The following is a 19,796-nucleotide window of genomic DNA, read 5'->3' as shown; positions in this document are numbered from 1 at the left end:
GGGAAATCAACTGATATTGATCTTGAAGGTGGTCGTGGTGTTCCTGATGTCCTGGAAGTTGTCGCTGAACCGGATGCCGTTGATCGTCACCGCGCCGACGGCGGGACCCTGGCCGGGCTCCGGCATCTCGTTGGCCCACAGGCCGAAGCCGGACTTGGCGTCGAACTCGTCGCCGCTCTTGCGCGCACCCGAGATGCTCACGTTGGACAGCACGGTGTCCTGGAAGATGTTCTCGTGGGCGCCGTTGTACTTGGTCTGGAACATGATTCCGCTGTACGTCGGGTCGATGATCTCGACGTCGCTCACCCGGATCCCGGTGTACTTCTTGGAAGCCGAGAACATCCAGATCGCGCCGAACGTCTGCGCGCCCCAGAAGTGACCACCGGAACGCACCAGCGTGAGGCCGCTCAGCGTCGTCGGCTCCGGCCCGAAGTCCTCCATCGGGTAACCGAAGTCCAGCGAGCTGATCGTCACCGCGGAGTAGGTGAGCGTGTCCGCCACGTAGATGTTGCGGAACGTGTTGAGCTTGCCGCCGTACACCGCGACACCGGCCGCACGCCACGGGGTCAGCGCCGTCAGGTTCTCGAAGACGTTGTCCCGCTGACCGCTTCCGCCGGCGTCGGTGGCGGCGAACAACGCGAACGCGTCGTCACCGGTCGAGCGCGCCTCGATGTTCGCGACCCGGTTGCCCGCCGACCCGTTCGTCATGTTGATCGCGTCCGCGTAGAGGTCGCGTACCCGGCTGTCCCTGATGACGTTGTTGTCGACGTTGGTGCCCCAGAACATGCACATCATGTGCTCGACCCAGATGTTCTCGATGGTCATGTTCTGCACGCCGGCGAAGTTGAACACCTTGCCCGGCCCGTCGATGCGCTGGGTGTAGTTGCCGAACACGGCGAACCCGCTGAACGTCGAGCCGCTCGCGGACGACTGCGCGTCGAAGCCGATGTCGGTGTTCTCCTGGTTCGCCGGAGCCTGGAACCGGGTGAACCACGGACCGGCGCCGACCACGCGGACCGCCTTGCCGTAGACGGTGAACTTCTGCGCGGTCTGGTAGGTGCCGGCGGGCAGGTAGACGCCGATCAGCGTGCCGGTGGTGTCCATCCGCACCCGGTCGAGCGCGTTCTGCACGTCCTGGTGGGAGAACCCGGCGGGCACGGCATAGCGCGCGGCGTCGGGATTGCCCGCCGCCGACACCTGTTCGAAGTTCACGAAGTCGATCGCGTAGTTCGTGGTGTTGGCGGCGTCCTTCTGCAGCTTGATCTTCGTGCCCGCCGGGAACGTCGAGTTGAGCATCACGTTCGCCTCGTCGTAGATGTGGCGAGGGCCGCCGGCTCCCGGCGAGTTCTGCGGCGAGGCTTCGTTGCCGTAGAGCCACATGTACTTCGAAGTCAGGTCGATGGCCTTGTGGAACTGGCCGTTGACGTAGACGTTGAGGTTGGACGTGATGCCCCCGCCGCCGGCGCTGTCCGGGATGGAGAAGCGGGTGACCAGGGTGTTCGTGGGTGCGCTCGTCGTGAACTCGACCGAGGCGCCCGTGTTGTTCAGGGTGACGGCACGGCGGCCGGACGCCTCGCCGGCGAGGTCTCCGATCGTCCGGTTCGGACTGAGCGTCTGCGCGCCGCCGCCGATGACCGCGTCCTCGGCTTCGACGTGCTGCCACGGAACGCCGGCGCCGCGGCCGATGAACAGCGACTGCTCGCTGGTGTTGTTGCCCTGCTTGGCAGGGATCTCGTTGCCGTCGTTGGCGATCGTCGTGCGGATCGTGTACCGGCCGTTCGCCGCAGTCCACGTGCCGAGGGTGACCGGAGCGGTCGTGGCGCCGGCGTTGATCGTGCCGTTGTGGCCGGCGGTGAACGTGCGCACGGTCTGGCCGTTGCTCAGGATCGTGACCGTGATGCCGTGCGCTCCAGCGGCACTGTTGATGGTGCCCTGGTTCTTGATGGCGACGGTGAAGGTGGTGTTCTGGCCGTTGCCCGGGTTGCCCGGCGACCACGCCGGCACCGCGACCAGGTCGGAGCTCGGCACCGGCGTCACCACAAGAAGATCGGGGTGCAGGCGCGAGTTGTTGGCCTCGTTCTGCTCCGCGACCTTCTTGGTCTCGTCGACCTTCGCGGTGTACTGGTAGGAGCCCTCCGGCCGGGCCGCGACGGTGGTGCCGACGTTCGCCTGCGCACCCGCCGCGAGCGCGCCGACCTGAGCAGTGCCGACCGCGGTCGTGCCGAGGAAGAACGTCACGTCGGTCGCGCTGCTCGCGGCGCTGCCGGCGTTGCTCACCGTCGCGTTGAGCGTGATCTGGTCGGTCTCGACGGGGCTCGTGGGGCTGAACGACGTGCCGGTGACGGTGAGGTCGGGGTTCGGGGCAGGGGTGCCGAACACCTGGATCTCCGCCACCTGGGCACCGGGCGCGCCGGTGTTGGACGTGAACCTGAGCTGGACGTCGGCGACCCGCGCGGACACACCGATCGTGACGCTGTTGCCGCTCGCCGGGTCCCAGCGGTAGTCGCGTCCGGCGACCAGGCTGGTGAACGCGGTGGCGCTCTGCTCTCGGCCCAGCACCTCGACGTGCTGCGAACGCGCACCCCAGATCGCGTCGGGGTTGAGCTTGACCGCGATCGAACTCAGTTCCGCGTTCGATCCCAGTTGGACGGTCAGCGTGCCGGGAAACCCGTTGGACTCCCAGTAAGTGCCCACGTTGCCGTCGTTGGCGTTGGCGGCGACGAAGTTGTGCACGTGGTTGTTCGCGACAACGGGCTTGCCCTGCCCCAGGTTCTCGCCGGCGGCGCCTTCTCTGGTCACGGTGTTGCTGGCGGGGGACTGGTTGCCCGCCGCGTCCTTCGCGATCACGTGGTAGCTGACCCGCAACCCGTCCGGCTGGCCGTCGGTGTACGTCGTGCCGGTGACGGTCGTGCGGAGTGACCCGTTGGCGTAGACGTCGTAGCCGGTGACGCCCACGTCGTCCGTGCTCGCGTTCCAGGTGAGCCGGATCTGCCCGGCCTGCGGCTGGGTGAAGGCGAGGTTGCCCGGCGCGGTGGGGGCCCGCGTGTCACCGCTGGCCGGTCCGTGGACCTCGAACTCGCTGAGCTGCCCCGCGGGCCAGCCGGTGTTCGCGGTGATCCGCAGCCGCACGTACCGCGTGGTGGCAGCGGTGAAGTCGATGGTGACGGTGTTGCTGCTCGCCGGGTTGAACTCGTATCCCTTGGCGGGCACCAGATCCGTGAAGGCGGTGCCGTCCGTGCTGCCCTGGACGGCGATCGTCTGCGTGCGGGTGCCCCAGTTCGCGGCGGGCAGCTTCAGCACGACCCGGTCGGCCTTGACGGCGGACCCGAGATCGGCCTGAACCCATTGCGGGAACGCGTTGTTCGCGCTCTCCCAGTACGACGACTGATCGCCGTCACCGACGTTGGACGCCTGGTAGTTCTGCGTCGTGCTGCTGGCGCTGTAGCTCGCCCGCAGCTTCACGCTCGCGGCCGCCTCGTGCACCTCGAGCTTCGCGGTGGTCCTGGTGGCGCGGACGTGCCGGACCAGCGTCGGGTCGACCCGGAACGTGACTTGGCCGTTCTCGAACGTGTGTGGTCGTTCCGCGACGAGCGTCGACCAGCCTCTGCCGTCGAGGCTCGTCTGCACGGCGAAGGTCTCCGTGCCGTTGCGCGACGCCTTGAGCGTGACCTGGTCGATGCGGGTCTGCTTCTGCAGATCCAGGCTCACCGGCGCGGCCTGCGCGGGCGGCGAGATCATGAGCGTTGCGGCGGTGAGTGCTGATGCCAGCAGGGGCGCTAGGCGTGAGCGAGCGCGTGTCGTCGATGGCATGGCGTGCTTGGCCCTTCTCGGTGGGGACGCGAGGGGGTGTGGCGCGCCTCACCGTAGAAGTGCCCAGCAGATTGCCGCAATATGTCGACGTGATTGCGCAAATTTGCGACAGACCGCTCTGAACAGGAAAGACGGGGTGTTGTTCGGGTGCCTGAACGGCGTCGTGGTCGCCGCACGGCCGATCACCAGCAGCGGGTTGAGCACTGCTGCCGGAAGTTCGCACCCGAACGTCACCCAGAAATTGATTCGATCTCGATGGGCTCACTTGCGTTGGCTTGCTCTGGGTTTGCGGAGGTTGCGTAAGCCTTGCGCAAGTCTCGGAACTCGCGCGATCGCCGGCAGCCTTGATCTCCACCGCACTGGAGGTTCTACGGTCGCTGCCATGACGATTCTCGTTGCGGGGGCTACAGGTAACGCCGGTCGGCAGGTGGTGGGAGAGCTGCTGGCACTGGGCCAGCAGGTACGTGCTGTGACCAGGAACGCCGCTCTGGCGCGGCTGCCCGAGCAGGTCGAGGTCGTCGAGGGGGACCTGACCAGGCCGGAGACGATTCCGTTCGACGGCGTGACCGGCGTGCACCTGCTGTCGAACGCGGGCACCGACTACGCCGAGCTGCTCAGCGGGCCCGAGCTGGTCCGTCGTGCGGAGAAGGCCGGGGTGCGGCGGATCACCGTGCTGTGGAGCGGTTACCGGAGTCCGATGGAGGAGGCGGTCACGGCGAGTTCGCTGGAGTGGACGGTGCTGCGGCCGATGGACTTCATGTCGAACGCGCTGGTCTGGGCCGAGTCGGTGCGCGAGAAGGGGGAGGTGCGTGAGCCGTTTGCCGGTGCGAGGAGCGCGCTCGTGCACGAGGGCGACATCGGCGCGGTGGCGGCCGCCGTGCTCGTGAGGGGTGGGCACGGCGGCCGCACGTACACGTTGACGGGGCCGGAAGCGTTGACGGTGCCGCAGCAGGTGGCGGCGATCAGCGCGGCGACCGGGCAGGAGATCCGTTACGTCGAGCAGTCGGAGGACGAGGCACGCGCGGAGATGCTGGCCGCGGGGAGGCCCGCCGAGATCGTCGACGTGCTGCTCGGGTGGAAGCGGGACATGCCCGCGGAGGGGTACACGGTCGTGCCGACCGTGGAGGACGTGCTGGGAAGGCCCGCGCGCTCGTTCGCCGAGTGGGCGAAGGAGCACGCGGGCGACTTCCGTCAGCGCAGCAGGTAGGCGTTGACGATCGTCTGCTCGACGGTCTGGCCGTAGCCGGATGCCTTGGCGCGCAAGGAGACCGACTTGGCGTCCCTCGGGTGGGCGAGCAGCACACGGCCACTGGTGATGGGCGTGGACCGCCACGTCGTGCCGCCGTCGTAAGAGACCTCGACGGACGTGATGCGCACCGAGCCGGTCTGCGACTGGGTCGAGATCGGCACCGACAGCATGCGGCCCGCCCGGGCGTGGCCGTCGTCGTCCAGCTGCGGGGTGAAGCGGATGACGCTGAGCGGCAACGGAGTCCGCGTCGCCGTGGTGTCGCTGCGGAACGTCCAGACGCCGGACACCACGGTGCTCAGCGGGCCCGAGCGGGTCGCCGTGGTCTCGACGCGGTAGTCCGCGGCGCCCGGCTGCACGTCGGTCAGGCACCAGCCCGCCTCGGCGGTCTCACAAACCTTGGCGTTGTCGCGGTACACCGTGGTCCTGGCCTCGGTGACCGGGGCGTAGCCCTCGTTGCCCGCGTTGTCGCCGAACAGAGGGACCGTGACGCGCATCAGATCACCGGTGCGGAACGTGTGCGGAACGTCGCGAGCGGCAGGCAGGGCCGGGCCGAACACCGCGCGGTTGAACGGTTCCAGGTACGAGCGGCCCGGCTTGTAGTGCCGGAGCGGGGTTGCCAGGGCGCCGACGTAGCCGTTCTCGTCGAACAGGGTGAACCTGCGCGACCAGTCGCCGCCCTCGCCGCCGTAGTGCTCGGTGCGCGGGCCGGGGGCCAGGTTGTCGAGCGAGCCGTAGCCCCAGTCGGCACGGTTTTCTGGCGACGAGGTGTGGCCGATGGTGGCGTTCTGGCCCGCCTTCAACGGCGGCATGTCCACCTCGACGGTGGCGAGGTCCTTGCGGACGACCGTCCTGGTCAGGCCGTTCGGCGCGTGGCCCTTCCGGTACCAGGCGAGGCCGTAGAAGTCGGGGCCCGCGTTCCAGAACGTCGCGATCTTGCCGGTCACCTCGATCGAGTCGGGGCCCAGGCTCGCCATGCCGAGGTGGGAGATGTCGCCGCCCACCGAGAAGTTGCCGATGGTGTAGCTGGTGCCGTTGACGGTTCGTTCGAAACCGGTCTGCAGCAACGAGAGTTGCGCGGTGACGGGGAGCGTCACCTGGACCGGCCTGGCTTGCCTGGCGTCGAGGTCGATCGTCGTGGTGCCGGTGACGGTCAGGTTCGGGTAGTTGATCACGTCGTGGGTGTGGGCGCCGTCCGAGGCCATGACGCCGCCGTTCAGGAGGTAGCGGCCTTTGGCCAGACGGGCCACCCCCGCGTTCGGCCAGACACGGGCGCCGGTGTCCACGTTGACCAGGAACGCGTAGGACGGCGACGACTTGACGCCGGACCGCTGGGTCGCGGTGATCGTGACGTCGTAGCTCTCTTTCTCCAGGTCGACGACGACTGCCGTGCGCACGCCACTCGCGATGATCGCGCCGCCCAGCACACCGCCGTCCGGCTGCTTCGCGATGTCGGCGGTGACCGTGGCGGTCGCGGAGCCGCTGGCGGGCACGGTGAGCTTGGCGGGGGAGACGCTGAAGAGCGCGCCGGTCGTCTCGGTGGTGAGGTCGAGGGTGATCGGCTCGGAGCCCGCGTTGGTGTAGGTGATCTCCTTGGTCAGCGCGGGTTCGCCGGTGTGCGGCCACCGGTGGGAGCCGAAGCTGAGACTGGTCGGGGCCGATGTCACGTTCTGCTTGATCAGCTTGGCGACGTCGACGCGGCCGGAGCCCTGGTCGAACGGGGTCAGCGTCGCGGTGGGCGTGGTGCTCGCGGTGAGGCGGGCCTTGAGCGCGGTGCCGGTGAGCCCGGGATGTTGCTGGCGCAGGAGGGCCGCCGCGCCCGCGACGTGCGGGGTGGCCATCGACGTGCCGTCGAGCGAGGTGTAGCCGTCGGCTACGGGCGGGCCGATCCTGCCGTCGGAGTGCAGCGCGGCGACGATGCCGACGCCCGGCGCGGTGAGGTCGGGCTTGAGCGCGCCGGCCTTGGTCGGGCCTCGGCTCGAGAACTCCGCGATCTGGTTCCGGTCGTCGACGGCGCCGACGGTGAGGGCGGCGTCGGCGGTGCCGGGTGAGCCGACGGTGCTGCTGTTCGGGCCGCTGTTGCCCGCGGCGATCACGAACAGCGTGCCCTTCTCGGCGCTGAGGCGGTTGACCGCCTCCTCGAGGGGCTCGATCTCCGGGGTGTCGTGGCCGCCGAGGCTCATGTTGACGATCTGGGCGCCCTGCTCGACCGCCCACTCCATGCCGGCGATGATGCCGCTGTCCTGGCCGGAACCGTTGTCGCCCAGCACTTTCACGTCGAGGATGCCGGCGTCCGGTGCCACGCCGCGGTACTTGCCACCGCTCTTCGCTCCGGTGCCCGCGATGATCGACGCCACGTGCGTGCCGTGGCCGTGGTGGTCACCCGTGTCGGGGGAGGACGTGAAGTTGCGCTCGCCGACCTCGCGGTCCTTCAGGTCCGGATGGGTCTGGTCGACCCCGGTGTCGAGGACGGCGACCGTGGTGCCCTTGCCGGTGAAACCCGCGCTGTACGCGGCAGGGGCGTTGATCTGGGCGACGCTGCGGTCCAGGTTGGCCCTGCGCCTGGCGTCGAGCCAGATCTTCTTCGCCCCGGACGCCGACAGGCCACCTGCGAGCGGAGTTCTGGCGGCGTCGAAGGCCACGCCGTTGATGCTGCGCAGCTGAAGGCCGGACTGGGCGCTGAGCGTGCCCTCGGGATAGGTGACGATCACGGGCAGGGCGCCGCCGTACGTCGCGAGCTCGGTGACGTCGAAGAGGCGCTCGTCGAGGTGGCCGCTCGCGATCATCGGCATCGCGTCCGAGGGCACGACGTACTCGTGGCCCTGCGCGGTGTAGGTCGTGAACATGATGTGCTCGCGGCCCGGCGCCGGTCTGACCGCGCGCTGGCCGGTGAGCACCTGGTCACCCGTGATCAAGGTGACGGTTGACGCGTTCGCTGCTCGTGGGGGCGAGGCATGTGCCTGGCCGGCGGTGAGCAGGGCACCGGCCAGGACGACGACTCCGAGTAGGCGCACCCAGTCCTCCGCAGGTCTGTGAGAGCGTTCTCACGGACCGTAGTGAGGCGGTCACCTCCCTAGCAAGGTCTACACCAATTCCCGGTACAGGTGCGTCTCAGCACGAAGCTTTCCTGTTCGCGCACTAACCTTTGCGCCATGACGGGCCTGCGTGAACGCAAGAAGGCCGCCACCAGGGTGGCGCTGGGTGACGCCGCGTGGAGCCTGTGCGTCGAACACGGCTACGACGGCGTGACGGTCGAGCAGATCGCGCGGGCCGCCGGGGTGTCGTTGCGGACGTTCTTCAACTACTTCTCCTCGAAAGAGGAAGCAGTCATGGCCGGCGACACGCTGATGGCCGAGATGTTCGTGCGGGAGTTCGAAAACAGGCCCGCGGACGAGCCGGTGCTGGTCGCGTTGCGCGAGGCGTTGCACGCGATGTACCCGGCGCGCGTCGACCTGGAGCGCCTTCGCCAGCTGCGGGAGCTGCGCCGCCACCCGGCGATGCTCCCGCACGTGCTCGCCGCCTACGCCGCCCGTGAACAGGAGCTGACCGCGGCGATCGCGGACCGGTGCGGAGTCGACCCCGCTGCCGACCCCTACCCGGCCGTGGCGGCGTCGACGATCCTCGCGTCGTTGCGCGCGGTGGTGCAGTGGTGGCTGGACACGCCGTCCGCCTCCGAGCGGTTCACGGCGACCGAGCTGGTCGGCAAGATGATCGACCAGCTCGGCGCCGGGTTCACCAGGTGACCGGGAGCGCGTGCACGCCGTAGATCGACATGTCGGTCCGCAGCGGCACCTCATCGGCGGGCACGGCGAGCCGCAGCGCCGGCAGCCTGCGCAGCAGCTCGGTGAAGCCGACGGCCATCTCCACGCGGGCCAGCTGCTGGCCGAGGCACTGGTGGATACCGTGCCCGAACGCCACGTGGTGACCGCGAGGGCGGTCGACTCGCAGCTCGTGCGGATCGTCGTACTGGGTCTCGTCGCGGTTCACCGCGGGTACCGACACGACGACGGTCTCGCCCTCGCGGATGGTGGCGGCACCGATCGTCACGTCCTCCTTGGCGTGCCGCGAGACGCCCATGCTGATGATCGAGAGGTAGCGCAACAGCTCCTCGACCGCGTTCTCGACCAGCTCGGGATGCTCCCGCAGCTTCGCCAGCTGGTCCGGGTGTTCGAGCAACGCGAACGTGCCGAGCGCGAGCATGTTCGCCGTGGTCTCGTGACCCGCGATGAGCAGCAGGTTCGCGATGCCGGCGAGCTCGTCGGTGTTGAGGTCGGTGTCGCGGACCAGCCCGGACAGCAGGTCGTCGCCGGGGTCGCGCTGCTTGTCGCGGACGAGTCCGTGCATGAAGCGCCGCAGGTCCGTGTTGACCTTGATCTGCTCGTCGACCGTCGTGTGCAGGCTGAGCAGCTTGGCCGTGCGGCGCTGGAACTCCTCGCGGTCGCCGTAGTCGACGCCCAGCAGCTCGCAGATCACCAGCGACGGCACCGGCAGCGCGAAGTCCTGCACGAGGTCGGCCGGCGGTCCCTTCTCGATCATCGCGTCGAGCCGGGCGTTGACGATCTCGTGGATGCGCGGCGTCAGGTCGCGCATCCGCCGGACGGTGAACTGCCCGGTCAGCAGCCTGCGGTAGCGGGTGTGCTCGGGGGCGTCCATGAAGATGAACGACCCGGCCCGCCGCTCCGGCGGGAACATCTCCGCGTGCAGCTCGGGCGAGATCAGCTTGCGGGCGCGCGGGCGGTTGATCCGGTCCGCGCTCATCCGCGGGTCGGCGAGCACGGCCCGTGCCTCGTCGTGCCCGGTGACAAGCCAGACGGTCTCGCCGTGGTGTTCGATCCGGTGAATCCGCCCCTGCCCGCTCAACTCGGTCAGCCCACCGGCCGGGTCGAACGGGCACTCACCGCGCTGCAGGAGATCGGCGGGCAACTGCGGACGGATGAGCTCCTGCGCGTTGCGCTGCCGCTCTGCCGTGGTCATGGTGGCCTTCTCCCTGTCTGACCTGGTGTGACCAGGTCGTGGCTCGGGGTCACCATCCACGCTACCGAAACTTGCGCGTTGTGCAAGATTCCTAAAGGCGGCTTGGGATGCGCGTCACGCCGCGAACACCTGGGAGTCGTCCGCGAAGGCCTTGAACTCCAGCGCGTTGCCCGCCGGGTCCAGCAGGAACATCGTCCACTGCTCGCCGCGCTCGCCCTTGAACCGCACGTACGGCTCGATGACGAACTTCGTGCCGGCGCTCCTGAGCTTGTCGGCCAGCGTCTCGAACTCGGGGATGGTCAGGACCAGCCCGAAGTGGGGGACCGGCACGTCGTGGCCGTCGACGGGGTTGTGCACGCGCTCGGTCCTCGGCGCGAGGTGCGTGACGAACTGGTGCCCGTGCAGGTTCCAGTCGATCCACGTGTCGGAGCTGCGCCCCTGCTCCAGGCCGAGCGTCTCGCCGTAGAAGCGGCGGGCGGCGTCGAGGTCGTCGACCGGCATGGCCAGGTGAAAGCGTGGGATGTTCGGCATGTCTGAATGTTAACATTCAGACAAGGTGTCTGGTTGTTGCCTTGTTAACATCGCTTCATGACTGAGATGGGCACGAAGATGGGCCCAGCGCGCCGCCGCGGCCTGAGCACCGAGGTGGCCGACGCGATCCGCGAGGCGATCTTCGACGGTCGCTACGCCCCCGGTACCGCCCTGCGCGAGGTGGAGCTGTCGGAGGCGCTGGAGGTCAGCCGCGGCCCGATCCGCGAGGGGCTGCAGAAGCTTGAACGTGAGGGCCTCGTGCGCACCGAATGGCACCGCGGCGCCACCGTGACGGCGTTGTCCCTGCAGGACGTCGCCGAGCTGGACAGCCTCCGTGCCGCACTCGAGGTGCTGGCCGTGCGCCGGGTGGTGGACCAGGCGTCCGAGGCGGATCTGGCGTTGATCGAGAAGGCCGCAGCCGCGATGGACCGCGCCGACACGCCGCACGAGATGGTCCGGTGCGACATCGCGTTCCACGACGCCGTGTACGCCGCCGCGAACCACTCACGGCTGGCGCAGGCGTGGGAGGCGATCCGGTCGCAGGTGCACCTGTTCCTGATCACGCGGGTGAACGTGAGCACGGACGGCTACCTGGAGCAGATCCGGCAGGAGCACCGCGACCTGGTGGCGGCGCTGCGGCTGGGCAACGTGGACGGTGCGCTGAAGTTGTTCGCGGAGCACCGCAAGCACGCGTTCGACGTGCTCACCGGTTAGTGGCGTGCGAGGACCACGCGGGTCCGCGGCCCCATCACGGCACCCAGCTCGGCGACGAACCCGTCGTGCAGCGGCGGCCAGTTGTGGAACACCACCGCGAGATCGCCGATGTGGAACGACCAGCGTCCCTCCAGTCACCGGCGAGCGTTGAACGTCCACACACGACACACCGCACGGATGGCTCGACGCGGTCGTAGAGCCACGGTTCGATGAACGCGTGGTGGTCGTCGTCGTTGATCGCGCCGCAACCGCAGTGAGGACCCGTCGGCGGCTCGTAGTTCCCGGTGGCGTGGTGGACGGTTCGTGCCGCAACGACGTCGATGCCTGTGTGGCCGCCGCCGACCCAGCGGTCCGCTTCCGGCGCCGCGGCCGAACAACGCGTGCCGGCACGGAACTCGCTCGGCGCCATGATCTCGTCGCGTGCGAGGTTCGGCGTGATCACGCCGCGGTCGAGCAGCCACGACGTGACCACGGGCGCGCGCTGCCGTGCCTGAGCGGCGGTCAGCGAGATCTCGACCAGCTTGATCGCGTACTCACTCATGATCTGCTGTCACAACCACCCGTGGTCGTGCGCCAGCTGGAACGCCTCCGCCTGGTTCGCCACCCCGAGTTTCGCGACCGCGGCCGACAGGTGGTTGCGCACCGTCCCGGCGGACAGCGACGTGCGGGCGGCGATCTCCGCGACCGGTGTGCCGAACTCCGTCAGCCGCAGGACTTCCAGCTCGCGCTGCGTCAGCGGGCACGGCGGAGCGGCCAGCGCGTCGGCCGCCAGCGCCGGGTCGACCCAGCGCGACCCGCCGTGCACGCGGCGGATCACGTCGGCCAGCGTGCCGCCGGGCGATCCCTTGGGCAGGAACCCCTTCGCGCCCGCGTGCAGGGCCTGCTGCAGGTGCGGCGGACGGCCGCGGCCGGTCAGGATCACGACGGCGCACGACGGCATGACCCGCGCGAGCTCCTCGGTCACCTCCAGGCCGTCCAGCTCCGGCATCTGCAGGTCCAGCACGGCCACGTCCGGACGGTGGGCCCTGGCTGCCTCGACGGCGGCCCTGCCGTCGCCGGCGCGGGCCACCACCTCGAGATCCGGCTCCAGGTCGAGCAGCGCCGCCAGCGCGTCGCGGATCAGCTCCTCGTCGTCGGCCAGCAGCACTCTGATCACGCCGGCACCACCACCTGCAACGTGAAGACGTCGGCGGAGCGTTCGACGGACACGTGACCACCGACGGCCGCCAGTCGCTCGTTCATGCCCCTGATCCCGTTGCCCTCGGCGGCCGGCTTGTCGGTGCCGTCGTTCGTGACGGTCATCCGCACCTCCCCGTCCTCCTCGGCGACGTCGATCATGCACCACGTCGCGTGGCTGTGCCGCAGCACGTTGGTGCACGCCTCCCGCAACGCCAACGCCAGCTGCGTGGCGTTCTCGCCGTGCACCGGCACGTCCGTGACAGTGCAGCGGATACCGGCCTCCCGCAGCACGTTCCGCACCGCCTCCAGCTGCTCGGGAAGGTTCACCGCCCGGTAGCCGCGCACCGCGTCGCGCACTTCCTCCAACGCCGAGGACGCCAGGCGCTGGGCCTCGAACGCCTCCGCCGCCGACCGCTCGGGATCGGATTCCGCGAGCCGTCCCGCCAGCTCCGCCTTCAACGCGATCACGGTCAGCCGGTGCCCGAGCAGGTCGTGCACGTCGCGGGCGAACCGCAGCCGTTCCTCGCTCACCGCCAGCTCCGCCCGCGCCTCCCGGCCCGCCCGTGCCTGCGCCAGCAACCCGGCGAACCACATCGGCAGCCCGGCCATCGCGATGATCGTCAGGCCGACCGCGGCCGCGATCATCTGGTACGTCGTGTGATAGTGGCCGACGAACGGCGCGACCAGCCCGGCGAGCACGACCGCGCCGATGGCGGCCATCCACCGCCACACACCGGAGAGCAGCAGCGGCGCGAAACCGGCGGCACCACCGCCGATCCACGCCCAGGTCGACAGCTCGTCGGGCCCGAACGGCGCCACCAGCGGAATCGAGATCAGGGTGGCGGCCACGAGCACCCAGAGCCTGGCCTCCCGCAGCGCCACCACGTAGGCCACGGCCAGGATCAGCAGGCCCAGGATTCCGAACCAGCGACCGGCGGACGGCTCGCGCAGCACCGCGATCAGCGGCACCACGAGGGTCCCCGCCCACAGCACGTGGAGAGCCCCGCGCAGCGCGGCGAGCGGAAGATCGTTCATCGCCATCAGCCTAGAACCACTTCAGCAGGATGGTGACGCAGATGACCAGGTCGAACACTCCGCAGAACTCGGACCACCAGCGCGGCACGACCGCGTTCCGGATGTGGTGGACGAGGTCCCAGACGGCGTGCGCGCCCCAGCCGAGCGCGATCAGCAGGACGCCGGTGTGCGGTGACACCATGATCACGGCCGCCGCCAGCACGGTGTACAGGCTGAAGACCAGGAGCTGCACCCGTGGCGTCCGCCAGCCCCACATCAGATACGCCGCTTGGCACAACACCAGCGTCCAGACGGGAGGCACGAGCGGCGTCTGCCAGAAGTCCCACGAGATCGCCAACGCGATCACCATCGGCCAACGGTCGATGAACGCCCGCACCAGCGGGATCGTCTTGAGGGTTCGTGTTGTCGTCGTCATGCATCAAGAGTCGAAGGAACGCCCCGCAGAACCCATCCGTGCGATGTCATGACCTTTCTGTGCGAAACACACAGACGACCTATGTGTTGATCTCCGCCCAGACGGTCTTGCCGCCCGCCATGTCGCGAGTGCCCCAGCAACGGGCGAGCTGGGCGATCAGCAGCAGTCCACGGCCCCGCGAATCACCGAGCCGCGACTCGCCCAGGTGCGGAAGCACGGCCGGCGTGCCGTCGTCGACCTCGATCCTGATGAAGTCGTCGAGGCGTTCGACCCGCAGAACCCGCGGCCCGTCAGCGTGTTCGTAGGCGTTGCTCGCCAGTTCGGTGCACACCAGCAGGACGTCGAGCCGGACGTCCTCGGACACGTTCCCCAACAGTGACGAGACCCAGGTGCGCATCGCGACGAGGTCCGGCCTTTCCTCCGGCAGGGTGTGCACGGTTCTCACGGAGGCGCTGAGCACCTCGGGAGTGTCCATTTCCATCCCCACCTCAATCTGTTTCAGGCCCTCCTGGCTGCTCAAGATGGCCGTCAGGTCGCGAAATACCACCGTGCGTGCTACCCCAAACGTGTGGACGGGTACGGCTTCAACCTCATACTGGTCGCGGTGCTGGTGTTGCTCAACGCGGCGTTCGCGGGCAGCGAGATGGCTCTGGTGTCGTTGCGCGAAGGCCAGCTCCGGTCGCTCGAACGCGACGGGCACCGCACGCTCGTCCGCCTCGCACGTGATCCGAACAGGTACTTCGCGACCATCCAGATCGGCATCACGCTGTCGGGGTTCCTGGCCTCGGCGACCGCGGCCGTCTCGCTGGCGCAGCCGCTGATGCCGCTGCTGGGGTTCCTCGGCGGCGCCGCCAACGGGGTCGCGATCGCGCTCGTCACGATCGTTCTCACGTTTTTCACGCTGGTGTTCGGGGAACTGGCGCCCAAGCGGCTGGCGATGCAGTACGCGCTGCGGTGGTCGAAGATCGTCGCCCGCCCGCTCGACCTGCTGTCCTCGGTGTCGCGGCCGGCGGTCTGGTTGCTCAGCAAGGCGACCGACCTCGTGGTGCGGATCTTCGGCGGTGACCCGGACGTCGAAGAGGGACAGATGTCGCCGGAGGAGCTGCGTGATCTCGTTGAGGTGCAACAACATCTCAACCAAGAACAACGCACGATCATGACCGGCGCACTCGAGATCCACGAACGGCGGCTGCGCTCGGTCCTGGTGCCGCGGCGGCTGGTGACCGTGCTCGAAGAAGGTTTGGACACCCCGACCGCGCGGGAAATCATGGCGAGGTCAGGACATTCCCGGGCTCCGGTGACCAAGGACGGTCACCTGGACGACGTGATCGGCGTGGTGAACCTGCGCGATCTGCTCGACGACTCGGTGAAGCTGGTCGACGTCGTGCGGGTGCCGATGGTGCTTCCGGACTCGCTGCGCGTCACGGACGCGTTGCGCCGCATGAAGGCGGAGCACGAGCAAATGGCGCTGGTCGTGGACGAGCACGGCGCGGTCGACGGCATCGTCACGCTGGAGGACCTGCTCGAGGAGATCGTCGGCGAGATCTACGACGAGACCGACTCGGACGTGGTGGCGGTGCGGACCGAACCGGACGGGTCGATCGAGCTGCCGGGCACGTTCCCCGTCCACGACCTGGTGGACGTCGGCGTCGAGCTGCGGGACGCGCCGCCCGGCCCGTACGCGACGATCGCGGGCCTCGTGCTGGTGCTGCTCGGGCGGATCCCCGAGGAGCCTGGCGACGTGGTCCACGTCTCCGGGTGGCGGATCGAGGTGCTGGAAGTGGAGCACCACGCGATCACGCTGGTGAGGCTGAAGTCACAGCCGAAACCGCGGAATGACCAGGGCCTCTGAACCGTTACACACAAGTGCGGCGGTGTTCGATTGCCGCTGCTCCGCAGACGGCGGCGAGTTTCGCCGGGGAGTCGGTCGTCCGGCCACCGCTTCGCGCCGAATCGCCTGCGGCGGTTGACCCGAAGGGGCGACCGGACGACCGACGCGAAACTCGCGTCCGGCCGCCACACCTACCTGCCAACGGAAACGGGGGGATTCGTCATGCCCGCAGATCTGAAGAACCGCGCGACCGGACAGCAGGACGCGGACCTGGTCGGCCAGTACCTGCGCGACGTCGGCGGCACTCCGCTGCTGACCGCGTCCGAGGAGGTCGACCTCGCCAAGCGCATCGAGGCGGGTGTCTACGCCGCGCACCTCCTGGAGACCGGCGACACCACGCGTGATCGCCGCGCGCTCAAGAGGATCGTCGCGCAGGGCGAGCGCGCCAAGGACCACATGATCCGCGCGAACCTGCGACTGGTCGTGTCGGTCGCGAAGAAGCACTCGTTCCGGGGCCTGCCGTTCCTGGACGTGGTGCAGGAGGGCAACCTCGGCCTGATCCGCGCGGTCGAGAAGTTCGACTACGCCAAGGGCTACAAGTTCTCCACCTACGCGATGTGGTGGATCCGTCAGGCGATCGAACGCGGTCTGGCCGACCAGACCCGCACGGTCCGGCTGCCGGTGCACGTCGTGGAGGAGGTCAACAAGCTCAAGCGCGTCGGCCAGAAGCTCTCCGCGGCGCTCGGCCGTGAGGCCACTGTGGAGGAGATCGCGGCGGAGGCCAAGACCTCGGCCACGCGCGTGCGGGACCTGCTCGACGCCTCGCGCACCTGCGTTTCGCTGGAGACGCCGGTCGGCGACGACGGCGGCTCCGTGCTGGGGGACCTGATCCAGGACACCGACGGCGTGTCGGCGCCGGAGCTCGTGGAGCGCCAGCAGTTCGAGGAGGGTGTCCGGTCCCTGTTGGACGTTCTGCCCGAGCGGCAGAGCCGGATCATGCGCCTGCGCTACGGGCTGGAGGACGGGCGTGAGCGCACCCTCCAGGAGGTCGCAGAGGAGCTCGGCCTGACCCGTGAGCGGATCCGCCAGCTGGAGAAGCAGTCGCTCGCGGTGCTCAAGTCGTCTGGCCGCCCAGAGGATCTTTTCGCGCTGGCCGGCTGACAACAGACGAAAGTCGCTTGTTCTCATCGTTGTCTCAACTAAAGATTCATCACGTCCGCTGACGGACTACCGCTGTTTCGCAACCGCGTGTGAACGCACCTGCTTGGGCTGTCGAGGGCCAGCCCGCGTTCGCACGTGGTTCCCCTGCGAATGAGGAGCAGTGATGAGACAACGCACCCTGCGCACGCTCGGGGTGGCGGCAATCGCCGCCGTTGGTACGGCTTTGTTGGTCCAACCGGCCGCAGCCGCGCAGCCGGAAGGACCCGTCGTCGCGGAGAACGCGCCGAACGCGGTCCAGGACAGCTACATCGTGGTTCTGAAGGACAACAGCATGGCGCGCACCGAGGTCAGCGGTCGCGCCGACGGTCTGGCCGCGCGGTACGGCGGCAAGGTCGGGTTCACCTACCGTGCCGCGTTCAAGGGATTCTCCGCCACCATGTCGGCCAAGCAGGCCAAGCGCCTCGCCGCCGACCCGGCCGTGCTCTACGTCGAGCAGGACCGGACCGTCCAGGTCCTGGCCGACCAGCTCAACCCGCCGTCGTGGGGTCTCGACCGCGTCGACCAGGCGGATCTGCCGCTGAACAGCAAGTACAGCTACAGCACCGGTGCCTCCAACGTCACCGCGTACGTGATCGACACCGGCATCAACTACGACCACGCCGACTTCGGCGGGCGCGCGTCGTTCGGGTTCGACGCGTTCACCGACGGCCGCAACGGCAAGGACTGCCAGGGCCACGGCACGCACGTGGCGGGCACGGTCGGCGGCTCGACCTACGGCGTGGCGAAGAACGTCAAGCTCAAGGCCGTCCGCGTGCTCAACTGCCAGGGTGGCGGCTCCGTCTCCACCGAGGCGGCGGGCGTCGACTGGGTCACCGCGAACGCCGTCCTGCCGGCGGTCGCGAACATGAGCCTCTACACCGGCACCGCGAACGAGCCGAGCCGCGTGCTCGACGACGCCGTCCGCGCGTCGATCCGCGCCGGCGTCTCGTACGTCGTGGCGGCGGGCAACTTCAACGACGACTCGTGCAAGTACTCGCCGCAGCGCGTCACCGAGACGATCAACGTCATGGCGTCCGCTCGCACCGATGCCCGTGCGTCGTTCTCCTCCTACGGCACGTGCAGTGACCTGTTCGCACCGGGTCAGGACATCGTTTCCGCGTCCTACAGCAACAACACCGGCTCCGCCACGATGAGCGGCACGTCGATGGCCTCGCCGCACGTCGCGGGCGCGGCCGCGCTGTACCTGGCGGACAACCCGTCCAAGACGCCGGCCGAGGTGCACGCCGCGATCCTCGCGTCCGCGACGCCGAACAAGGTCACCAACCCCGGTGCCAACTCGGCGAACCTGTTGCTGCGCACCAACTCCGGTGGTGTTCCCGGCGTCTCCGTCACCAACCCCGGCAACCAGGCCACCGCGCTGAACGGCACGGCGAACCTGCAGCTGTCGGCGTCCGGCGGCACCGCGCCGTACACGTGGTCGGCGACCGGTCTGCCTACCGGCCTGTCGATCAGCTCGTCCGGTCTCATCAGCGGCACGGCCACCACTGCCGGGACGTACAACGTGACCGCCACGGCCACCGCGACGGCCGGTGGTTCGGGCAGCACCTCGTTCACGTGGACGGTCGGCTCGTCGACGTGTGCCACGCAGACCAACGGCACCGACGTGGCCATCCCGGACAACTCGACGGTGTCGTCGTCGATCACCGTGACGGGCTGCACCGGCACCGCGTCGGCGTCCAGCAAGGTCGAGGTGCACATCAAGCACACCTACCGCGGTGACCTGGTGGTCGACCTGATCGCGCCGGACGGCTCGGCCTACTCGCTGAGCAACCGCTCTGGCGGCAGCGCGGACAACATCGACCAGATCTTCACGGTCAACCTGTCGTCGGAGACCCGCAACGGCACCTGGCAGCTTCGGGTCCGTGACGCGGCGACCGCCGACGTCGGCACGATCGACACGTGGAGCCTGACGCTGTGAGCTAAGGCGTGGCGAGGGTTTCCCGGAACCCTCGCCACGCCACCTCGGTGTCCGGGGTTCGCTCGTGCGGTCCTTTCAGCCACACCGCGAACTCCCCGATGTCGTTGAGCCGCCAGCGCAACCGGTAGAGGGCGAGACCGGCCGCGACGGGTTCGTGGCCGGTCAGCTCCGTGTACTTCGAGAGATCACCGTCCAGCAGGGCCAGGTCGCGTTCCGGCGGGGCCAGGCCCACCGTGTCCCAGTCGACCAGGCGGTAGCCGTCCGGTGTGCGGATCAGGTTGCCGGGATGCGGTTCGCCGTGCGTCACCACGCGTCGTGGCGGTACCTGCGCGGCCAGCCGGTCGAACTCGGCCAGCAGATCGCGGATCCGTTGTGTGTTCGCCACGAACACCTCCCGCGCGTCGACCGAGTACGGTCCGCCCGCCCACTCACCGGGCTCGTCGAGCAACTCTTCGAGAGCATCGCGCCCGTCCGAATCGACCGGTGCGACTGGAGTTCCCGCGGGCGGTTCGTGGCTGTGCAGTTCCGCCAGCAACGTGAGGACCTCGTCGCGCTCCTCGTCGCTGAACCGGTCGTCGAAGCTTCCAGACTTCCCGGTGAGGAGGGGGAAGACGCTCAGCGCGTACCGGTCGTCGAGCGGCACGACTGTCTCGCCGTCGTCCGTCCGCAGTGGTGCGACGACGAACGGGAGCTGCAGTGCCGAAGCCGTGTCCATCGCGTTGCGCAACCCGGCGAGCGCATCGGGTCCGCAGTGGGCCTTGTTCGTGAGGTCGGCGACGGACGTGAACCAGCGGCCCGCCACCGTCCAGTGGTAGTCGCCGAACCCGAGGGGCGCGTACTGCACGGGCCCGGAGATGCCGAACCGTGCGAGGCCCTCGGTGAGGTCGCGGTCGGACAAGCCCGCGGGAAGATCCATCACAGC

Annotated in this window: 16 protein-coding genes; 6 read left to right on the top strand and 10 right to left on the bottom strand. The window is 68.9% G+C overall.

All coding sequences use genetic code 11. The features are described from left to right. Positions 1 to 6: 6 nt before the first annotated feature. Positions 7 to 3,738 (bottom strand): discoidin domain-containing protein, encoded by a 3,732-nt coding sequence (locus ABFX45_RS35450; RefSeq protein WP_346134852.1) that lies wholly within the window; start codon positions 3,736 to 3,738, stop codon positions 7 to 9. A gap of 454 nt (positions 3,739 to 4,192) precedes the next feature. On the opposite strand from ABFX45_RS35450, the gene ABFX45_RS35445 reads away from it, so the two are divergent. Further along, positions 4,193 to 5,017, top strand: a complete 825-nt coding sequence (locus ABFX45_RS35445) for an NmrA family NAD(P)-binding protein (protein ID WP_346134850.1) — start codon at positions 4,193 to 4,195, stop codon at positions 5,015 to 5,017. Here the strand turns inward: ABFX45_RS35445 and ABFX45_RS35440 are convergent. After that, on the bottom strand, positions 5,002 to 8,070 hold the full coding sequence (locus tag ABFX45_RS35440; protein ID WP_346134848.1) for a S8 family peptidase: 3,069 nt from the start codon (positions 8,068 to 8,070) through the stop codon (positions 5,002 to 5,004). The genes ABFX45_RS35445 and ABFX45_RS35440 overlap by 16 nt on opposite strands. 138 nt (positions 8,071 to 8,208) lie before the next feature. Between ABFX45_RS35440 and ABFX45_RS35435 the strand changes: the two genes are divergently transcribed. Then, positions 8,209 to 8,799, top strand: coding sequence for a TetR/AcrR family transcriptional regulator (locus ABFX45_RS35435; RefSeq protein WP_109641619.1), 591 nt, complete (start codon positions 8,209 to 8,211; stop codon positions 8,797 to 8,799). Here ABFX45_RS35435 and ABFX45_RS35430 read toward each other — a convergent pair. Further along, a complete protein-coding gene (locus ABFX45_RS35430; RefSeq protein WP_346134845.1) occupies positions 8,789 to 10,030 on the bottom strand; it encodes a cytochrome P450 in 1,242 nt (413 codons plus the stop codon). The genes ABFX45_RS35435 and ABFX45_RS35430 overlap by 11 nt on opposite strands. Positions 10,031 to 10,144: 114 nt before the next feature. Further along, on the bottom strand, positions 10,145 to 10,561 hold the full coding sequence (locus tag ABFX45_RS35425) for a VOC family protein (protein WP_109641617.1): 417 nt from the start codon (positions 10,559 to 10,561) through the stop codon (positions 10,145 to 10,147). 57 nt (positions 10,562 to 10,618) lie between these two features. Between ABFX45_RS35425 and ABFX45_RS35420 the strand changes: the two genes are divergently transcribed. After that, a complete protein-coding gene (locus ABFX45_RS35420) occupies positions 10,619 to 11,275 on the top strand; it encodes a GntR family transcriptional regulator (protein WP_346134843.1) in 657 nt (218 codons plus the stop codon). A gap of 34 nt (positions 11,276 to 11,309) precedes the next feature. Here the strand turns inward: ABFX45_RS35420 and ABFX45_RS35415 are convergent, their stop codons facing one another. From ABFX45_RS35415 to ABFX45_RS35395, 5 genes are all read right to left on the bottom strand, one after another. Further along, positions 11,310 to 11,816 (bottom strand): hypothetical protein, encoded by a 507-nt coding sequence (locus tag ABFX45_RS35415; protein ID WP_346134841.1) that lies wholly within the window; start codon positions 11,814 to 11,816, stop codon positions 11,310 to 11,312. Positions 11,817 to 11,825: 9 nt separating this feature from the next. After that, a complete protein-coding gene (locus tag ABFX45_RS35410; RefSeq protein ID WP_346134839.1) occupies positions 11,826 to 12,431 on the bottom strand; it encodes a response regulator transcription factor in 606 nt (201 codons plus the stop codon). Next, entirely contained in the window at positions 12,428 to 13,489 is a 1,062-nt protein-coding gene (locus ABFX45_RS35405; protein WP_346134837.1) for a sensor histidine kinase, read from the bottom strand. Before ABFX45_RS35405 ends, ABFX45_RS35410 begins: the two co-directional genes overlap by 4 nt. Positions 13,490 to 13,499: 10 nt before the next feature. Next, positions 13,500 to 13,904, bottom strand: a complete 405-nt coding sequence (locus ABFX45_RS35400) for a hypothetical protein (protein WP_346134835.1) — start codon at positions 13,902 to 13,904, stop codon at positions 13,500 to 13,502. Positions 13,905 to 13,983: 79 nt separating this feature from the next. Beyond that, on the bottom strand, positions 13,984 to 14,379 hold the full coding sequence (locus ABFX45_RS35395; protein WP_346134833.1) for an ATP-binding protein: 396 nt from the start codon (positions 14,377 to 14,379) through the stop codon (positions 13,984 to 13,986). Between the two features lie 93 nt (positions 14,380 to 14,472). Between ABFX45_RS35395 and ABFX45_RS35390 the strand changes: the two genes are divergently transcribed. The 3 genes from ABFX45_RS35390 (at position 14,473) to ABFX45_RS35380 (ending at position 18,874) form a co-directional block, all read left to right on the top strand. Further along, positions 14,473 to 15,756 (top strand): hemolysin family protein, encoded by a 1,284-nt coding sequence (locus ABFX45_RS35390; protein WP_109641610.1) that lies wholly within the window; start codon positions 14,473 to 14,475, stop codon positions 15,754 to 15,756. A gap of 201 nt (positions 15,757 to 15,957) precedes the next feature. Next, complete coding sequence (locus ABFX45_RS35385; RefSeq protein ID WP_211337735.1) at positions 15,958 to 16,896, top strand: sigma-70 family RNA polymerase sigma factor; 939 nt, start codon at positions 15,958 to 15,960, stop codon at positions 16,894 to 16,896. Positions 16,897 to 17,059: 163 nt separating this feature from the next. Next, positions 17,060 to 18,874 (top strand): S8 family peptidase, encoded by a 1,815-nt coding sequence (locus ABFX45_RS35380; protein WP_346134830.1) that lies wholly within the window; start codon positions 17,060 to 17,062, stop codon positions 18,872 to 18,874. Between the two features lies 1 nt (position 18,875). Here the strand turns inward: ABFX45_RS35380 and ABFX45_RS35375 are convergent, their stop codons facing one another. After that, a complete protein-coding gene (locus ABFX45_RS35375) occupies positions 18,876 to 19,790 on the bottom strand; it encodes a phosphotransferase enzyme family protein (protein WP_346134897.1) in 915 nt (304 codons plus the stop codon). Positions 19,791 to 19,796 lie beyond the last annotated feature (6 nt).

It is taken from the genome of Lentzea roselyniae (assembly GCF_039537795.1).
GTDB classification, from domain to species: domain Bacteria; phylum Actinomycetota; class Actinomycetes; order Mycobacteriales; family Pseudonocardiaceae; genus Lentzea; species Lentzea atacamensis.
This window is presented reverse-complemented; position numbering and strand designations above follow the sequence as displayed.